Raw genomic sequence first — 16,483 nt, 5'->3', positions numbered from 1 at the left:
TACGTAAAAACTATCGCTGTTATCAGCCCATAAAATAAACTAAAAACGTACAACGTAACACGTCTAACGTAAAACCTATTCGTACAACCTAAAAACAATGCTTATCTTCAAAACATATAAAGGGTGCTAATGTTACCCTGTTAAATTTATACCCACGGCATGATTACAAAAAAACAACTCGCTCCTTTTTACGAAAGATTATCACTGGTGCTCATTGGCATCCTGGCGCTGGGTTTCCTGGTGATTCAAGGTAAAGACGTGCTTGATCCGTTGATGTTTGGCTTTTTGTTTGCCATTTTGCTGTTGCCGGTATCCAGTTTTTTCGAGCGCAAATTAAAACTACCGCGTAGCATTTCATCATTCCTATCCATCATTCTGCTGGTAAGTTTCATTGGCGGGGTGCTTTACCTGGTAGGTTCGCAAATATCAAAACTCATGGACGATTGGCCTATGCTGCAAAAGCAGATAGCCGAATCTATCAATAACTTATACGATTGGGTGGAAAGCACTTTTCACTATGACGTAAGCAAGCAAAAGATATTCCTGGCCAATACCGAGCATAAGTTGCTGGCGCGTGGTGGCGAGGTAGTAGGTACTACGTTTGGCGCGGTGTCTTCGCTCCTGCTGTTTTACGTGTTTATCATGATCTTTACGTTTTTTATCCTGTTTTACCGCAAGCTACTGTTTAGCTTTGTATTACAGGCCTTTGGTAAAGACAACGAGCCCGTTGTACACGATATTGTTGAAAATATCCAAGGCATTTTAAGGCAATATATCCTGGGCTTGTTGCTCGAAATGGTGATTGTGGCTACCGTAGCCTGCACCATATTTTTGCTAATCGGCATCAAATATGCAGCTCTGCTGGGCATCATTGTCGGCTTGTTTAATATCATTCCCTACCTGGGTATTTTTACTGCGTTATTATTAAGTGTGCTGATAACTTTTGCTACCGGCCCGGTAAGTAATGCTTTGTGGGTAGCCGGTAGTGTATTGGGTATTCACGCAGTCGATTCGAACGTATTACTGCCAACAGTGGTAGGCTCAAAAGTACGATTAAATGCCTTGATCACTTTCCTGGGCATTGTCCTCGGCGAAATGATGTGGGGATTATCCGGCATGTTTTTATCAATACCTGTGATGGCGATCATGAAAATTATTTTCGACCGGATAGAGAGCTTGAAACCATGGGGTTACCTGCTGGGCGGCGACTACGAGTTTAAGAAATCGGCCGAGAAAAAAATGAAAACCCAGTAAATTTTGTATGCCTCTAAAATATTTTGTCCTATCCCTGTTCTTGTCGGCAACGGCATGTGCTCAGTCTTTAAAGTCGTTTAAAGTAGTACCGTTAGGCGTTTTGGGCGGTATTGATGAAAGCAATATGTCGGCCTATATGATTGCGCCTGTGGGTAGCAATAATTTTATTTGTATGGATGCAGGCACATTGCACTACGGTATTGAACAAGCCATCAAAAACAAGGTATTTAATATTCCTGCCGACCAGGTACTGAAGAAATACATTAAAGATTACTTCATTTCGCACTCGCATCTGGATCATGTGTCGGGGCTTATTATTAATGCGCCCGACGACAGCGCTAAAAACATTTACGCATTCGCGGATTGCATTAATACGCTCAAAACCCATTACTTTACCTGGACCAGCTGGGCCAACTTCGCCAACGAAGGTGAAGCGCCTGCCCTGAAAAAATACACCTACCAGGTGATGACACCGGGGGTCGAAGTAAACGCCGCCAATACCGAAATGCAGGTTACGGCTTATCCATTAAGCCACTCTAACCTAACCAGTACCGCTTTTTTGGTTAAAAGCCAGGAGAGCTACATACTTTATTTGGGCGATGTAGGCCCTGACGCGGTTGAAAAAAGCCATAACATGCAAAAGCTTTGGGAAGTTATTGCGCCTTTGATCAAGACGCATCGGTTAAAGGCCATTATGATTGAAACGTCTTTCCCCAATGAGCAGCCCGACAAAACCTTGTTCGGTCACTTCACCCCAAAATGGTTAATGAACGAATTTGACGAGCTGAGCCAACTTACCGGTACTATTCCTTTAAAACATTTAAATGTGGTTATTGTGCATTTAAAACCGCCTTACAGCAAAATTGCGCAGATTAAACAGCAGTTAAAAGCAGCTAACAATTTAGGGCTGAATATTATTTACCCGGAGCAAGGGAAGTTGTTGGAGTTTTAAAAAAATCCTTTTGTCATTGCGAGAAGGAACGACGAAGCAATCGCACGCGTTCAAACCGCCCTACTTGCGATTGCCACGCTACGCTCGCAACGACATCAGTGGAGTATTATATTTCCTATCTTTACGGCCTGTATGAAAATGCTGCGCCTGCTTTTATTTCCTTTCTCATTGATCTACGGATTAATTGTGCTAATACGCAATTGGTGCTATGACGCAGGGCTGTTCGACAGTCGCAAATTTAACCTGCCGGTGATTGCGGTGGGTAATTTAACCATAGGCGGTGCGGGCAAAAGCCCGATGACCGAATATTTGATTCGCCTGCTAAAAAAAGATAATAACATAGCTACGCTAAGCCGCGGTTATGGCCGTAGTACCAAAGGTTTTTTATTAGCCGGTGCAAATCCAACCGCCGGTCAAATCGGCGATGAACCGGCGCAATTCAAGTATAAATATCCGGATGTAACTGTTGCCGTTTGCGAAAGACGTGTGGATGGTATTGAGCAATTACAGCAAAATCATGACTTGATCATTCTGGACGATGCCTACCAGCATCGCGCGGTAAAGCCGGGCCTCAGTATTTTGTTGTTTGATTATAACGGATTGAATAATCCACATATGGTTTTGCCTGCCGGCGATTATCGAGAGCCATTTAGCGGCCGCTGGCGTGCCGATGTGATCGTTATCAGTAAATGCCTGGTTGATCTGCCGGTTGTTGAGCAGGGACGAATTATTACTGCTATGGCGCCACTACCCTATCAGCAGGTATTTTTTAGCTCGATAAATTACATGGGGCTACAGGATTTGAAGGGTAATAATGTGGCTGAGACGATCGATCAGAACACCACCGTTTTCCTGCTGACGGGTATTGCCAACTTTAATCCGCTGGTTAACTATATCAAAAAGCAAACTTTACGCGTTATACAGCATAATTATCCGGATCACCATCGCTTTAGCTTAAAAAATATCAGTAAACTTGCCGATGATTTTGCCGCCTGCACTGCACAAAAAAAACTGATCATAACAACAGAAAAAGATGCGCAGCGTTTAGGTGAACAACAACTATCATCGCTTGTTAACCGACTGCCCATTTTGGTGCTGCCGATAAGCGTTAATTTTTTAAATGATCAGCAGGGAGCTTTTGATCAACTTGTAACAGAATATGTCAGGAAATATAGATAGCACAACCCAATATATTAAAAGCCGAATTGGCGATTTTGTGCCCGAGGTGGGCATTATCCTGGGCACCGGTTTGGGTGGACTGGTTAGCGAAATTGAGGTTGAAAAGCAGTTAATGTACAGTAACATCCCCGATTTCCCGATCTCTACTTTAGAGTTCCATTCGGGTAAATTGATATTTGGTACGCTGGGTGGCGTAAAGGTGGTTGCCATGCAGGGGCGTTTGCATTATTACGAAGGTTATAGCATGCAACAGATCACGTTCCCGGTGAGGGTAATGAAAATGCTGGGTATTAAAACCTTATTTGTGTCAAACGCCAGCGGCGCTTTAAATCCCGACTTCAGGAAAGGGGATTTGATGGTGATTGAAGATCACATCAGCCTGCAGCCTAACAACCCATTGATAGGCCGTAATGACGACGAAATGGGTCCGCGTTTTCCGGACATGAGCGAGCCGTACAAGCAAACACTGATTACCAAGGCGCTTGACATCGCCAAAAAAAATAATATTACCTGTCATAAAGGTGTGTATGTAGCCGTTACCGGCCCTAACCTTGAAACCCGCGCCGAGTACCGTTACCTGCGTATTATTGGTGGCGATGCGGTGGGCATGAGCACTGTGCCTGAAGTTATTGTGGCTAACCACATGAGCTTGCCCGTATTTGCCATTTCGGTGTTAACTGATGAAGGTTTCCCGGAAACATTGAAACCGGTATCTATCGACGAGATCATAGCTGTAGCAGCATCTGCCGAGCCTAAACTGACCTTAATACTTAAAGAATTGATTGCCGGTTTAAATGGGTAATAAGTTAAAATACATCCTTCTTTTATTGATCTGTATAACGGCTCAACTGGCTGTTGCGCAGCAATATCCGCAGCGTAACCCTAATAATCCGTATAATCCTAACAATCCGTATAACCCCAATAATCCTAACGGTTATCCAAATCGGAACGATACGGCCCGTACACGAAAAGAGTTAACTGCCGACCAGGAGATTGACACCCTGCGTAAGCGCCAGGAAAATGCCCGCGACTCGGTGATATTTACCAGCAAATTTATTAAGGTTACCAACGAGTTTGCCCTGCGCGACAGTACGCAGCTTTTCCCGATAGATACTACGCTTACTAACTTTGAAAACTACAGCAAACTTTACCAGCCGCGTTCGCCTAAAATAAGTTTAGGCGGTACAGAAGGTTTGGCCACCAGGAGTTTATTATTTGAGCCTACCAAAACCATAGGCTTTGACGTGGGCCTGCACGCGCTTGATCAGTATATGATTAAGCCCGAGGATATACAATACTACCAGGCCCGCGTGCCGTTTACCGTATTGAAAATGGTTACTGCCGGTTCGCCTGAGCAAGATTTCAAACTGGTGCATACCCAAAACATTAAGCCCAACTGGAACATGGGTTTTAACTTTAATTTTCTCGGTTCGCGCGGGTTTTACAGCAATAACCGGGTGCTTGGCCAAAACGTTAGTGGTTTAAGTGGCGATTTGTTTAGTTGGTACGAATCTAAAAACAAGCGTTACAATATGCTGGCCAACATTATCATCAACAATCTAAAATCGCCGGAAACGGGGTCTATTTTGTTTGATTCGATTTACACAGCTAAGCAAGGATCATTTGATAAAACTACCGAGGCGGTGCGCCTGCCTAATAACTACGAAAGCTGGAAAACAGCCGGCCTATATATCAAGCAAACTTATTATATAGGCCGTATTGATACTACCATACAAACAAACTCGGCCAATATATTACCTACCCAAAAGGTAAATTATACCTTTCATTACGAGGTAAGTAAGTACGAGTTCCTGCAGAATGACGAGGATACTTACCGCGTGTTCCCCGATTATTACTTCAGCTCCAACCGATCGCGCGACTCGCTCACGGTGCATCATATGCAGAACGATTTTGGTTATAGTTTTTACCTGAGGGGTAAGAAATCGACGGTTGTTAAAAACGAGCTAAAGCTTGATTTGGGCCTTACCCACGACTTGTACAGCTACACGCAGTTTGTGAGTGACACTACTATTGATCAGTTTGGCATTAAATCGCGCAAGCCCGATAAAAAGCAGGATCAGGTATTTCAAAATATCACTTTGCATGGTAAACTAAGCTACCGCTTTAGCGACAGGATCAATCTGGAAGGAAACGTGCAGCAAATTGCCGTGGGCCACAATTTTGGCGACTTTTTGTACGATGCTAAATTGTTGCTGGCCGGTGGCAAAAGGGCCGGCCGGATAATTTTTGACGGCTATGTGCAAAGCAGTTCGCCGCCATTAGAAGCTACCGATTGGATTTCTAACCATTATATTTTTCATAACAGCTTTGCCAATACAAAAACATCAAGCGTATCATTTAATTACATTAACGACGCGCTGCAACTTGACCTGAAAGCCGAGTACTTTTTAATAGCCGATTACCTGTATTACCAGGCACAACCCGGTGGCACAGACGCGCACCCGGTACAGTTAGGCAGCCCCATTAACTTATTAAAAGTAAGCCTGGGCAAAAACCTGAACTGGGGCGATTGGCACTTTGACAATTTCCTGGTGTACGAAAAGACAGATTACCAGGCAACACTGCGTGTACCCGAAGTTTATACTTATAGTAATTTGTATTATAATACCTATTTATTTGATGCCCTGCACATTACCGGTGGTTTAGACGTAAGGTTTAATTCGCCTTATGTTGCGCCGTCGTACGCGGTTGGTTTGGGGCAGTTTTATAACGGGCCAAACGTTACTTTCTCATCATACCCGGTGGGCAAAGTTTACATTAAAGGTACCATCAAACAAACTAACCTGTTTGTAGCTTATGATTATGCCAACCAGGGCTTGTTTAGCAAAGGCTATTACACCGTGAACAGGTATCCGCAACAGGATGCAGCGCTAAAATTTGGTGTGAGTTGGTTCTTCTTTAATTAGGCTCATTTCCGACACGTCATTGCGAGGAACGAAGCAATCTCTGCGCGATAGGCGGATAATACTGCTTACCTGGCGTGTAGAGATTGCTTCGTACCTCGCAATGACGCGTGTTTAATTGAAATCCTAGGTCTTCAACTTCTTTCGCTTTGCAGCGGGAAACAACACGTTATTCAATATCAAACGATAGCCCGGCGAATTAGGATGCAGGCTCAAATCTGTAGGTGGCTCGCTGGTGCCGTAGCGATAGTTCTCCGGGTCGTGGCCGCCGTAAAAGGTCCATTGCCCCTTGCCGTACTCGCCATGAATGTAGCGGGCCTCATTGGCGCCTTTTAACTCGCCCATAATAGTAACTGTCGATTTGATTTTTGATTTATCAAATGCTGTTGCCAAACCCATAAATCCTTTAATCACCCGTTCATGATCCTGGGTGAGCATACTGGGCACCACGTCCCATTTGGCAGAGAAATCAAATAATGTAAAAAAATCATCCGCCTGCCTGATGTGGCGCGTGTTGCTGACATCTATATTACTGAACTTGCCAATTTCCCTGCCGGAAGCGTAAGGATCTGTTACCACCGTAAAGTTTTGGAAAGCCAGTGTCTGGCTAAAATCCAGTTTCGACTGCGCCATCGGGTCGGGCGGGTCGCCATCATAAACGGCATCAACAATATCTGTTTTATACGCGGCAAGCGCGATATCAAAACTATCGGCGCCAGAGCACATCGCCAGTAAAAAGCCGCCGCCGGCACAAAAATCGCGAATACTTTGGGCAACCGCCAGTTTCATTTTAGATACCTTATTATACCCAAACTTTTTGGCTGTGGCCTCCTGTATAGCTTTGGTTTGTAAGAATTTTTGGATATTACGGCCGCGATTAATTTCTTTGCTATACTGCCCGGTAAAATCCTCGTGATGCAGATGCAGCCAGTCATATTTATTCAAATCGCCGCGAAGCACTTCTTCGTCATACACAATATCAAAAGGAATTTCGGCATATTTTAACACTAATATAACCGCATCGTCTGCCGGCTTGACCCCTACCTTTGGCGAGTAGACCGCCATGCGCGGAGCTTTTTCCAGCTTAACAATATCCATGTTTACTGATGGATCATTGATCTGTGCAGTGATCTCGGCAACTTGATCGTCGGCAATTACTTCGTAGCTAACACCGCGGATCTTACACTCATTCTCGGTCTTGCTATCATATTTGGTGAGGAAGCTGCCGCCGCGGTAATTAAGCAGCCAGTCAACCTCTTGCTCATTCTTGAGTACCCAAAATGCAATACCGTATGATTTAAGATGATCTTTCTGCGCTTCGTCCATCGGGATTAATATGGATGCAGCCCTGAGTCCGGCGGACCAAAGCAGTATGGCGGAGGTTAGAAGATATCTTAGGTACTTCATTATGCAATATTTAAACTCCTATAATATACACCACGTCATTGCGAGGAACGAAGCAATCTCTAGAACAGACAGTCAATAAGATAAATCTCATTTGGCGACAGCCAGCACGATCACTCCACACATTGATAAGCGAGTGCAGAGATTGCTTCGTTCCTCGCAATGACGCGCATTTTATAACGTGTTGAGCTTAGGTTTTCTGTTTCTTCTTCTTAGCAGCCGGAAACAACACGTTATTTAAAATCAGCCTGTAACCCGGCGAGTTTGGGTGCAGGTCCAGGTCCGTCGGTGGGTCGTTTACTGCATGCTGATAATCTTCGGGGTCGTGGCCACCGTAAAACGTCCATTGGCCTTTACCGTATTCGCCGTGAATATAACGTACCTCGTTAGCAGTCTTAGTCTCGCCCATAATGGTAACGCCGGGCTTGATGGTGTTTTTGTTAAACGCTGTGGTTAAGCCCATAAACCCCTTGATCACTTTATCGTGATTTTGGGTGAGCATGCTGGGCACGACATCCCATTTGGCCGAAAAATCAAACAACGTAAAAAAGTCTTCGGTACGATTAACAAGCCGGGTATTGGTAACATCAATATCACTAAACCGGTGTGTAAACGGGTTCATATCCAGGTTAAAATTCTGGAAGGCAAATGTTTGGGTATAGTCCAGCTTACTTTGCGCATTTGGGTCTGCGCCATCGCCGTCAAACATAGCTTCACAGATATCGGTATTGGCCGCGGCTAATGCGATATCAAAGGTTTCGGTACCAGAGCACATGGCGAACAGAAAACCACCACCAGCCGTAAAATCGCGAATGTGCTGCACTACAGCCAGCTTCATTTTGGATACTTTTTTAAAGCCCAGTTTAGCGGCCAGGTCCTCTTGTGATTTCTTATCATCAATATACCATTGTGCATTGGCAAAGCCTGCATAAAACTTGCTGTACTGCCCGGTGAAGTCTTCATGGTGCATGTGCAACCAATCGTACTTGGGCAAATCGCCGCGAATTACCTCTTCATCATACACCAAATCAAAAGGGATCTCGGCATATTTAAGCACCAGGGTGACTGCGTCGTCCCAGGGTAACTTATCCTTGGGCGAATAAACCGCAATCCGCGGGGCTTTTTGCAGCTTTACCAGGTCCATATTTACGGATGGATCATTCACCTGGGTCAATATTTCGGTTACCTGGGCATCGGCAACAACCTCGTAGCTTACACCACGAATCTTGCACTCATCTTCCAGTTTTTTATCGTAAACGGTCATGAAACTGCCACCGCGATAGTTAAGCAGCCAATCAACCTCGCCCCCGTTTTTTAAAACCCAAAAGGCAATACCATAAGCTTTAAGATGATTCTTTTGCACCTCGTCCATCGGCATTAAAATAGACGCCGCGCGGGTTATCAAATTTAAAAGGCAAAAGGCAAAAATCAAAAGGTATTTAGTACGGTGGATCATATTCAAATTTAACGAATAAATATGGAAGGTGTTGTTTGGGGGATAAATATTGAGATTGTTCAAGATTGTCAACAGGAGGCACCTACGGAGCCTTTCTTAACGTCCTTTTATACTACAAACACGCGACTCCTACGGAGTCACAAAAGTGGATATAGTCCCATAGGGACTTCCTGTTTATAGCTATAGAAAATAGATCAGTGGCTCCGTAGGCACCTCCTTTTTCAAAGGCGATTCTAATACTATCACTAATCTCCATTCTCTAATCTCTAATCACCAAAAATTGTTACCTTTGCCAACTATCAAAAAATTGAAAATGAGTAAAGCAATTATAAAAACTGAAAAAGGCGATATGACCGTAGAGTTTTACGATCAGGATGCCCCTAATGCAGTTGCTAATTTCAAAAAATTGGCAAAAGAAGGATTTTACAACGGAATTTCTTTTCACCGCGTTATCCCAAACTTTATGGTACAGGGTGGCTGCCCTTTCTCTAAGGACCCGGCTACCGCATATAAAGCAGGCAGCGGCGGCCCAGGCTATAACATTGATTGCGAATTAACCGGCGAGTTACAATACCACGATCGTGGCGTATTGTCTATGGCTCATGCCGGCCGTAACACAGGCGGTTCACAATTTTTTATCTGCCATAGCCGTGCTAACACCGCTCATCTTGACCGCAACCATACTTGCTTCGGTAAAGTTATCGAGAACGTTGACGTGGTTGACGATATCCGCCAGGGCGATAAAATTTTATCAATAGAAGTAACAGAAGATTAATTTACGTTTTAGGTTGTACGTCATACGTATAACTTAAATTCACAACATTAACTATATGAATTTAACCGCAATTGTATCGGTATCAGGTAAACCAGGTTTGTGGAAAGCATTGGTTCAAAACAAAACAGGTTTTGTTTTAGAGAGCCTTGATGCACAAAAAACCAAATTGGTAGTAAACTTGTCGACCGCAAAATTAGCTGCGTTAGACGAGATCACCATTTTTGGCGACGACGAGGACATCAAACTAACCGAAGTTTTAGCGCGCATAAAAACTGCTGCCAACGTTCCTGATGCTAAGGCAGACGGCACTACGCTGCGTAAGTTTTTCAGAGAAATAGCGCCAGGTCATGATGAAGAAAAAGTTTATGCTTCTGATATGAAGAAGGTAATTAACTGGTTCAACATTTTGAAAGAACTGCCTTTGTTTAACGAAGAAGCGCCAAGCGCACCAACCGAAGAAGGTGCTGAAGCGCCGGTAAAAATTACCGAAAAACCAAAGGAGAAACCTGTAGCTAAAAAACCAGCAGCACCAAAAGCACAAGCCGCTAAAGCAGCAGCTACCAGAAATCCGTCTAAAAAAGGATAATGGTTTGATGTGCAAATATGCGGATGTGCAAATGTGCAGATGCTTTATAATGTGCAGATACGCGGATGTGCAGATGAAATAAAGTTGATGTACAGATGAAATGATACTAAAAAGGCTCACATTTAAATGTGAGCCTTTTTTATTAATTAAGAATTATGTTCCCTATTTGCTAATCATTTAAAATCATCTGCACATCCGCACATTTGCATATCTGCACATCAATCTATCTGCACATCCACTAGCAATCCGGTTCGTCGCATTTCTCTGTCGAGAACTCGGGTTCGAAAGTGCTGTGGCTAATATCCAGGTGTAGCAGGCGGTGGCGCAGATCAGCTTTAATACCGTCGAACAGGTGTAAATCATCCGGTGCAACAACCAGGTGGGCCGTCAGTGCGTTTTCTGTGGTGCTGAGCGCCCAAACGTGCATGTGGTGAATATCCACTACCCCCTTTGCTTTCATGAGTTCCTCTTTGATCTTAGTGAGGTTCATTTCTTTAGGTACGCCGTCCATTTCTAAACGCAGACTATCTTTCAATAAACTCCAGGTGCCGCGCAGAATAACCACACCGATAATTAAACTCACCACGCTGTCAATCCAATATAGTTTGGTAAAATATATGATCACACCGGCTATAACTACACCTAAAGACACCACGGCATCCATAGCCATATGTATATAAGCACCTTTAACGTTAAGGTCTTTGTCTTTGTCCTTCACAAACAGATAAGCAGTAAATGCATTGATACCGATACCGATCAATGATACCCAGGCAACAGTATCGCCCTGAATAGCGTGCGGATGCATGAAACGAATAACTGCTTCGTAAACAATCACACCAATAGATGCCACTAAGATCACCGCGTTGAAGAAAGAAACCAATATGGTAGAACGCTTGTAACCGTAAGTATAATTAGCGTTTGAGCCTACTTTAGTGAGCTTAAAAGCCAGCAAAGCCAACGCAAGGCTCACTACATCGCTCAGGTTATGACCAGCGTCTGTAAGCAGCGATAACGAGCCGGTAAATAAACCTGCTATTACTTCTATAATCACAAAAGCCGAGTTCAGGATAATGCCCCAGATAAAAGCGGCATTTAAATGATCGAGCTTGGGTTGTTCATGATGGTGGTGACCAAAACCATGCGAATGATCGTGATCGTGATGAGCGTGAGAATGGCTATGACCTGACATGGCGCAAAGGTAGGCTTTAGAATGATGAAACCGAAATAAGGGGCAATGTATCAGCCTGAAATAAATGATTTTAATACCTGATTTCCTGTTATTATTTTTGAACCCATTAAAAACCAACCACCACCATTACAATGAAAGTTTCCGCAAGCATTAACAGCCAGTTCAACCAGCATCAAATTGTGGTGCAAACTAATGATAATTCTAAAGAACTCCATATTGATCCGAAAGCCTCTGGTTATGGCTCGTCTGTTAACGGCGCAGAATTTCTGCTGCTTGCGCTGGCCACCTGTTTCTGCAATGATATTTATCGCGAAGCGGAAAAGAAAAACATTAAAGTATCGTTAGTAGAAGTCGACTTTACCGGCGAGTTTGGAAAAGATGGCGAACCGGGTACAAACTTCAAATATAAAGCACACGTGGCGGCCGATGCTTCTGCGGAAGTGATCAATGAATTAATTGAGCATACCGACAGGATAGCCGAAATTCATAATACTTTACGCAAAGGGTTGGAGGTTACTTTGAGTAAGTAAACCTTGCGGCGGGGACTCACCCGATCTGCTCCGCCTAAAGGCGGATGGATCATCCTCTCTTCCGCAAGCGGGAAAGAGGGTTGTTAAAAGATATGTCATTGCGAGCGTAGCGTGGCAATCACAAGGAGAAAGGCATACACGCGTGCGATTGCTTCGTCATTCCTCCTCGCAATGACAAAACTAAAGTTAATCCGCCCTACTCATGATGATAAGGCTCACCTTTCAAAATAGTAAAGGCCCTATACAACTGCTCGGTAAAAAACAGCCTGATCATCTGGTGCGAAAACGTCATCCGCGACAACGAAATTTTATCGTTAGCCCGCTCATAAACCGATTCATCAAATCCGTATGGGCCACCTACCACAAATACCAAACTTGAGGTTGAGCCTATTGCCTTTTTATCCAGGTAAGCAGCAAACTGTTTGGAGGTTAGCTCCATACCTTTTTCATCCAGCAAAATCACATGATCCAACGGTGTAATCTTTTTGAGGATCAGTTCGGCTTCTTTAGTTTTTTGTTGCTGCTCGGTTAGCGCTTTGGTGTTTTTGAGTTCGGGCAGGTCAACCATTTCCAGTTTAGTGTAATGCTTTAAACGCTTTACATATTTGTCAATGCCGTCTTTTAAATAGGCATCCTCTGTTTTGCCGACTGTCAGGAAAGTTATTTTCATACCTTACCCCAAATAAACGGTTATTTAAAATATAAGTACTTATTTTGACTAACTTTTTTGAGAACATGCAATCTACCGTTATAGACACCTACCAACAAAACTCGCAGCAAGCCGCACAACAAGCCGATAATTTTAAAAGCCTTGCAAACACTTACGCCCTGATGCGCCTTGGCGTGTTTGCGGCCGCGGGGATAGCCATTTACATTGGCGCTGTTAACGATAGCTTTAACGTTATCGCTATTACCATCCCAATTCTGCTTTTTGCATTTGCCTGGCTGGTACAACGCCAAAGCGGCTATGAGCGCCAAACCAAATATTATACAAACCTAAAACAGATCAACGATAACGAAATAGCCAGCCTGCAAACCCGCAGCAACCTGTATGATAATGGTGCAAGCTACGGTAACGAGAAACATTTTTATACATCTGATCTGGACGTCTTTGGCAATATGTCGTTATTTCAGTTGATGAACCGGGCGGCCACCAACCCGGGTGTTGCTAAACTGGCACATTGGTTAAGCGGACCGTCAAAAAAGCCTATCATCCTGGAACGTCAAACGGCAGCACAGGAAATAGCCAATAAAAACCAATGGCGACTGGAATTTCAAACCCAGTTACTATTCGCCAACAAGATAGAGGGCAACCCGCTTAAAGGCCTGTTTAGTTTTTTGCATGCACCCTTAAATATTCCGGGCGAGGCTGCTTTAACCAAATACATCAGGCTGGCCCCTTACCTGTTGCTTATCGCTATTGTAGGTTCGTTTTTTTCGCCGATAGCCAAGCTGGTAGCCATATTGCTGGGTGCAGCTAACCTGATCATTGTATCGTCTAAAGGCTCGTACATCAGCAAGTCGTCGGCTATTGCCGATAAGATCAGCAAGATATTGAGCGGCTATGCGGTAGTTTTCGACAAGATAGAAAGCGAGGATTGGCAATCGAACTATAACAGTAATCTCGCCCAAAAAATAAAACAAAATAAAACCTCCAAAAACATTGCAGCGCTGGCTAAATTGATTGATAAGATGAGTTATAACCTCATCATGATTGTAAACTTTGTGCTGAACGTTTTCTTTCTGTGGGCGCTTAAACAAACCATAGCCATAGAACAATGGAAACGCAATAATCACGAAAGTTTGGAAGATGCATTCGAAGTTATTGCCGAGTTTGAAGCTATAGCCAGCATTGGTGCATTGTATTTTAATTATCCGCAATGGAGCGTTCCGGAAATCGAAGATGGCCAGACTTATACCCTTGTTGGTAAAAATCTCGCTCACCCGCTCATCAATAGCACTAACCGGGTTACCAATGATTATGAGCTGACGGATACTTTCAAGATCGATATCATTACCGGCTCTAACATGGCGGGCAAGAGTACTTTCCTGCGCACCATTGGCATTAACACCGTGCTTGCGCTGTGCGGCGCGCCGGTTTGCGCGGATAACATGCGGGTGTCTGTCATGACCATGGTGAGCTATATGCGTATCAAAGATTCTTTGAATGAAAGCACATCAACCTTTAAAGCCGAGCTTGACCGCCTGCAAATGCTACTGGCTGCGGTTGACCAGGAATACAAGGTTTTCTTTTTGATTGACGAGATGCTGCGTGGCACTAATTCGGTCGACAAATACCTGGGATCAAAAGCGGTGATAGAACAACTGATTGCCAAACGCGGCGTGGGCATGGTAGCCACGCACGATTTGCAGATAGCGCAACTGGAACAACAATACCCTGATTATGTACGTAATTTCTATTTCGATATACAAGTTAAAGACGGCGAAATGCTGTTCGATTATAAAATGAAGCATGGCGAATGCAAAACATTTAACGCTACGTTGTTATTGAGGCAGATAGGGATTAATATCCCGTCACTTTAATCCCAAATAGAAAGCCTCTGAAAAACACAGAGGCTTTTTTATTTTTCAAAATATTTGCGCAAGCAAATACTTGCGTATATATTTGCAAGCATATACTTGCATAATGATTCAGAGAAGAGACGTATTCCAAGCCATTGCCGACCCTACCCGCCGGCAAATTATCAATATGGTGGCTGATAGACCCTTAAATGTAAATACCATTGCCGACAGTTTTGATATAAGCCGCCAGGCCATATCACTACATATCAAAATATTAATTGAGTGCGAGTTGCTAAAGATTAGGAAAGAAGGGCGAGAACGTTATTGCGAGGCGCAACTGGATCAACTTAGTGAGGTATCAGTTTGGGTAGATGGCTTTAAGCAACATTTTGAAAGCAAATTAGACAACTTAGAAACTTATTTGGATAAACTTAAAAAGGAAAGAAAACATGGAAAGTAACACTAAAGACCGCGAACTGTTATTAACCCGAACCCTTAATGCGCCGGTAGACCTGGTCTGGGAAGTATGGACCAACCCAGAGCATATAGCTAACTGGTGGGGGCCAAACGGCTTCACCAATACCATAAATAAAATGGACCTAGAACCGGGTGGCGAGTGGAACCTGGTTATGCACAGCCCCGATGGTGTCGACTTTAAAAACAGGAGTATTTTTAAGGAAGTGATTATCAATAAAAAAATAGTTTATGAACACGACTCGTCGCCTAAGTTTATTGCAACTATTACCTTCGAGGAACAGGGTGACAAAACTTTGCTTACCTGGCACATGCTGTTTGAAAGTCGCGAACAATTCATACAAGTTGTTAAAACTTTTGGCGCAGACGAAGGATTGAAACAAAACGTAGCCAAATTGGAAGTTTACTTACAAAACCAACAATCATAAATATGAGCGCGCTAAAAAAATCGGGGTATGCGCCGGTAAACGGCATCAGTATGTATTTTGAGCTTCATGGCGAGGGAGATATACCCCTGGTGCTCATTCATGGTGGTGGGTCGACGCTTGATTCAACCTTTGGCAGGCTGTTGCCTATACTGGCAAAAAATCATCAGGTAATTGCTGTAGAACTACAGGCCCACGGCCGCACCAGCGACCGCGATGCACCTGAGAGTTTTGAGCAGGATGCAGATGATGTAGCGGCACTGCTGGGCTATTTAAACATCAATAAAGCCAATATCCTGGGTTTTAGCAATGGCGGGTCGACCACCTTACAAATTGCCATCAGGCATCCGCAGCTGGTTAATAAAATCGTTGTAATAACCGGGGCTTACAAACGCGATGGCTTTATGGAGGGCTTTTTTGACTTTATGCCGCATGCAACGCCAGGCAACATGCCAGCATTACTCCATGAGGCTTTCCTAAAGGTAAACCCGGACAGCAACAAACTGCAAACCATGTTTGAGAAAGACAAAGCCCGTATGGTTTCCTTTACCGATTTTAATGAAGACGATATGAAAGCCATTAAAGCTGCCGCCCTTTTTATGGTTTCATCGCAAGATGTTGTTACCCTAGCACATACAGCGCATATGGCTCATCTAGTAGATAATGCCGAACTGATAGTGTTACCGGGCGTTCACGGTGGGTTTATTGGCGCAGCCGAGGCCGAGCTTAAACCGGGCAGCAAAATGCCGGAGATCACTGCGGCGTTGATCAACGAATTTTTAGGATAGATAAATATCTACGCGGCTGGGGTG

The 16,483-nt window shown here is 43.9% G+C and carries 16 protein-coding genes; 12 read left to right on the top strand and 4 right to left on the bottom strand.

Features of this window, described 5'->3' with window-relative positions:
• The first annotated feature begins 159 nt into the window (after nt 1-159).
• The 5 genes from HB679_RS00185 (at nt 160) to HB679_RS00165 (ending at nt 6,312) form a co-directional block, all read left to right on the top strand.
• On the top strand, nt 160-1,254 hold the full coding sequence (locus tag HB679_RS00185; RefSeq protein ID WP_214069917.1) for an AI-2E family transporter: 1,095 nt from the start codon (nt 160-162) through the stop codon (nt 1,252-1,254).
• Nucleotides 1,255-1,261: 7 nt separating this feature from the next.
• Nucleotides 1,262-2,206 carry a 3',5'-cyclic-nucleotide phosphodiesterase gene (locus HB679_RS00180; RefSeq protein ID WP_214069916.1) on the top strand — a complete coding sequence of 315 codons (945 nt, stop codon included), beginning with the start codon at nt 1,262-1,264 and terminating at the stop codon, nt 2,204-2,206.
• Nucleotides 2,207-2,338: 132 nt separating this feature from the next.
• Entirely contained in the window at nt 2,339-3,385 is a 1,047-nt protein-coding gene (lpxK, locus tag HB679_RS00175; protein ID WP_214069915.1) for a tetraacyldisaccharide 4'-kinase, read from the top strand.
• The gene (locus HB679_RS00170) at nt 3,366-4,187 is read left to right on the top strand and encodes a purine-nucleoside phosphorylase (protein ID WP_214069914.1); all 822 of its coding nucleotides are present in this window, start codon (nt 3,366-3,368) and stop codon (nt 4,185-4,187) included. The genes lpxK and HB679_RS00170 overlap by 20 nt, the downstream gene beginning before the upstream one ends.
• Nucleotides 4,180-6,312: a putative porin gene (locus HB679_RS00165; protein WP_214069913.1), complete on the top strand. Its 2,133-nt coding sequence runs from the start codon at nt 4,180-4,182 to the stop codon at nt 6,310-6,312. Before HB679_RS00170 ends, HB679_RS00165 begins: the two co-directional genes overlap by 8 nt.
• Before the next feature lie 123 nt (nt 6,313-6,435).
• On the opposite strand, the gene HB679_RS00160 is transcribed toward HB679_RS00165, so the two are convergent.
• Complete coding sequence (locus tag HB679_RS00160; protein ID WP_214069912.1) at nt 6,436-7,716, bottom strand: asparagine synthetase B; 1,281 nt, start codon at nt 7,714-7,716, stop codon at nt 6,436-6,438.
• A 187-nt stretch (nt 7,717-7,903) separates the two neighbouring features.
• Complete coding sequence (locus HB679_RS00155) at nt 7,904-9,169, bottom strand: asparagine synthetase B (protein ID WP_255547505.1); 1,266 nt, start codon at nt 9,167-9,169, stop codon at nt 7,904-7,906.
• 313 nt (nt 9,170-9,482) lie between these two features.
• Here HB679_RS00155 and HB679_RS00150 point away from each other — a divergent pair, with 313 nt between their 5' ends.
• Together HB679_RS00150 and HB679_RS00145 are read left to right on the top strand one after the other, a co-directional pair.
• Complete coding sequence (locus HB679_RS00150; RefSeq protein WP_214069911.1) at nt 9,483-9,944, top strand: peptidylprolyl isomerase; 462 nt, start codon at nt 9,483-9,485, stop codon at nt 9,942-9,944.
• A 55-nt stretch (nt 9,945-9,999) separates the two neighbouring features.
• Nucleotides 10,000-10,530, top strand: coding sequence for a DUF5606 domain-containing protein (locus HB679_RS00145; protein WP_214069910.1), 531 nt, complete (start codon nt 10,000-10,002; stop codon nt 10,528-10,530).
• Nucleotides 10,531-10,768: 238 nt separating this feature from the next.
• On the opposite strand, the gene HB679_RS00140 is transcribed toward HB679_RS00145, so the two are convergent.
• Complete coding sequence (locus HB679_RS00140; RefSeq protein WP_214069909.1) at nt 10,769-11,719, bottom strand: cation diffusion facilitator family transporter; 951 nt, start codon at nt 11,717-11,719, stop codon at nt 10,769-10,771.
• A 131-nt stretch (nt 11,720-11,850) separates the two neighbouring features.
• On the opposite strand from HB679_RS00140, the gene HB679_RS00135 reads away from it, so the two are divergent.
• Complete coding sequence (locus HB679_RS00135) at nt 11,851-12,249, top strand: OsmC family protein (RefSeq protein ID WP_214069908.1); 399 nt, start codon at nt 11,851-11,853, stop codon at nt 12,247-12,249.
• A gap of 196 nt (nt 12,250-12,445) precedes the next feature.
• On the opposite strand, the gene rlmH is transcribed toward HB679_RS00135, so the two are convergent.
• A complete protein-coding gene (rlmH, locus tag HB679_RS00130; protein WP_214069907.1) occupies nt 12,446-12,919 on the bottom strand; it encodes a 23S rRNA (pseudouridine(1915)-N(3))-methyltransferase RlmH in 474 nt (157 codons plus the stop codon).
• Nucleotides 12,920-12,984: 65 nt separating this feature from the next.
• Here rlmH and HB679_RS00125 point away from each other — a divergent pair, with 65 nt between their 5' ends.
• The 4 genes from HB679_RS00125 to HB679_RS00110 all read left to right on the top strand — a co-directional run bounded on the left by HB679_RS00125 (nt 12,985) and on the right by HB679_RS00110 (nt 16,459).
• Complete coding sequence (locus tag HB679_RS00125; protein WP_214069906.1) at nt 12,985-14,793, top strand: DNA mismatch repair protein MutS; 1,809 nt, start codon at nt 12,985-12,987, stop codon at nt 14,791-14,793.
• Nucleotides 14,794-14,896: 103 nt separating this feature from the next.
• On the top strand, nt 14,897-15,232 hold the full coding sequence (locus HB679_RS00120) for a metalloregulator ArsR/SmtB family transcription factor (RefSeq protein ID WP_214069905.1): 336 nt from the start codon (nt 14,897-14,899) through the stop codon (nt 15,230-15,232).
• On the top strand, nt 15,222-15,674 hold the full coding sequence (locus HB679_RS00115; RefSeq protein WP_214069904.1) for an SRPBCC family protein: 453 nt from the start codon (nt 15,222-15,224) through the stop codon (nt 15,672-15,674). The genes HB679_RS00120 and HB679_RS00115 overlap by 11 nt, the downstream gene beginning before the upstream one ends.
• A gap of 2 nt (nt 15,675-15,676) precedes the next feature.
• Nucleotides 15,677-16,459, top strand: coding sequence for an alpha/beta hydrolase (locus tag HB679_RS00110; protein ID WP_214069903.1), 783 nt, complete (start codon nt 15,677-15,679; stop codon nt 16,457-16,459).
• Nucleotides 16,460-16,483: the final 24 nt, after the last annotated feature.

The sequence above is a fragment of the Mucilaginibacter sp. dw_454 genome (assembly GCF_018449775.1).
Lineage (GTDB): Bacteria > Bacteroidota > Bacteroidia > Sphingobacteriales > Sphingobacteriaceae > Mucilaginibacter.
Note: the sequence above shows the minus strand (reverse complement) of the source record. Positions and strands in the feature narration are given on the sequence as shown.

Excerpts from the sequence above, each read along its gene's own strand:
- HB679_RS00140 (WP_214069909.1), bottom strand. The coding sequence starts at position 11,719 with ATGTCAGGTCATAGCCATTCTCACGCTCATCACGATCACGATCATTCG.
- HB679_RS00115 (WP_214069904.1), top strand. The coding sequence starts at position 15,222 with ATGGAAAGTAACACTAAAGACCGCGAACTGTTATTAACCCGAACCCTT.
- HB679_RS00180 (WP_214069916.1), top strand. The coding sequence starts at position 1,262 with ATGCCTCTAAAATATTTTGTCCTATCCCTGTTCTTGTCGGCAACGGCA.
- HB679_RS00165 (WP_214069913.1), top strand. The coding sequence starts at position 4,180 with ATGGGTAATAAGTTAAAATACATCCTTCTTTTATTGATCTGTATAACG.
- HB679_RS00155 (WP_255547505.1), bottom strand. The coding sequence starts at position 9,169 with ATGATCCACCGTACTAAATACCTTTTGATTTTTGCCTTTTGCCTTTTA.
- HB679_RS00120 (WP_214069905.1), top strand. The coding sequence starts at position 14,897 with ATGATTCAGAGAAGAGACGTATTCCAAGCCATTGCCGACCCTACCCGC.
- lpxK (WP_214069915.1), top strand. The coding sequence starts at position 2,339 with ATGAAAATGCTGCGCCTGCTTTTATTTCCTTTCTCATTGATCTACGGA.
- HB679_RS00185 (WP_214069917.1), top strand. The coding sequence starts at position 160 with ATGATTACAAAAAAACAACTCGCTCCTTTTTACGAAAGATTATCACTG.
- HB679_RS00160 (WP_214069912.1), bottom strand. The coding sequence starts at position 7,716 with ATGAAGTACCTAAGATATCTTCTAACCTCCGCCATACTGCTTTGGTCC.
- HB679_RS00125 (WP_214069906.1), top strand. The coding sequence starts at position 12,985 with ATGCAATCTACCGTTATAGACACCTACCAACAAAACTCGCAGCAAGCC.
- HB679_RS00145 (WP_214069910.1), top strand. The coding sequence starts at position 10,000 with ATGAATTTAACCGCAATTGTATCGGTATCAGGTAAACCAGGTTTGTGG.
- HB679_RS00170 (WP_214069914.1), top strand. The coding sequence starts at position 3,366 with ATGTCAGGAAATATAGATAGCACAACCCAATATATTAAAAGCCGAATT.
- rlmH (WP_214069907.1), bottom strand. The coding sequence starts at position 12,919 with ATGAAAATAACTTTCCTGACAGTCGGCAAAACAGAGGATGCCTATTTA.
- HB679_RS00135 (WP_214069908.1), top strand. The coding sequence starts at position 11,851 with ATGAAAGTTTCCGCAAGCATTAACAGCCAGTTCAACCAGCATCAAATT.
- HB679_RS00110 (WP_214069903.1), top strand. The coding sequence starts at position 15,677 with ATGAGCGCGCTAAAAAAATCGGGGTATGCGCCGGTAAACGGCATCAGT.
- HB679_RS00150 (WP_214069911.1), top strand. The coding sequence starts at position 9,483 with ATGAGTAAAGCAATTATAAAAACTGAAAAAGGCGATATGACCGTAGAG.